1 protein-coding gene and 1 pseudogene are annotated in these 277 nt (G+C 78.0%); one reads left to right on the top strand and one right to left on the bottom strand.

The features are described 5' to 3' along the window. Positions 1-84, top strand: a pseudogene (locus PUR71_RS41125) (DUF5703 family protein); the annotation flags it as partial. Positions 85-167: 83 nt separating this feature from the next. Here the strand turns inward: PUR71_RS41125 and PUR71_RS06540 are convergent. Beyond that, positions 168-275 carry an LPXTG cell wall anchor domain-containing protein gene (locus PUR71_RS06540; RefSeq protein WP_329925376.1) on the bottom strand — a complete coding sequence of 36 codons (108 nt, stop codon included), beginning with the start codon at positions 273-275 and terminating at the stop codon, positions 168-170. Positions 276-277: the final 2 nt, after the last annotated feature.

The following is a 277-nucleotide window of genomic DNA, read 5'->3' as shown; positions in this document are numbered from 1 at the left end:
CTCGACCGGCTGCGGCTCTTCCCGGACGGGAGCCGGACGGTCAGGCTGCGGCGGCGGATCATCCGGCAGGTCCGCAACTGGTGAGCGCCTGAGCTCACGGCCCGCAGGGCGCCTCCACTCACACCGCGGTCCACGCCGGGCGCGCGTCGTTCCGTGTCCGGCGTGCCTCAGCGGGCGCCGGCGCGGGCCCGGCGGTAGAGCACGCCGCCGCCGAGCAGCAGCGCGAGGCCGGCCGCGCCGAGCAGCTCGACGTCGCCCGCGCCGGTCGACGCCAACT

Source organism: Streptomyces sp. SP17BM10, from assembly GCF_036322405.1.
Classification (GTDB): domain Bacteria; phylum Actinomycetota; class Actinomycetes; order Streptomycetales; family Streptomycetaceae; genus Kitasatospora.
The sequence above is the reverse complement of the archived record's forward strand: the minus strand, read 5'-3'. Positions and strand labels throughout refer to the sequence as shown.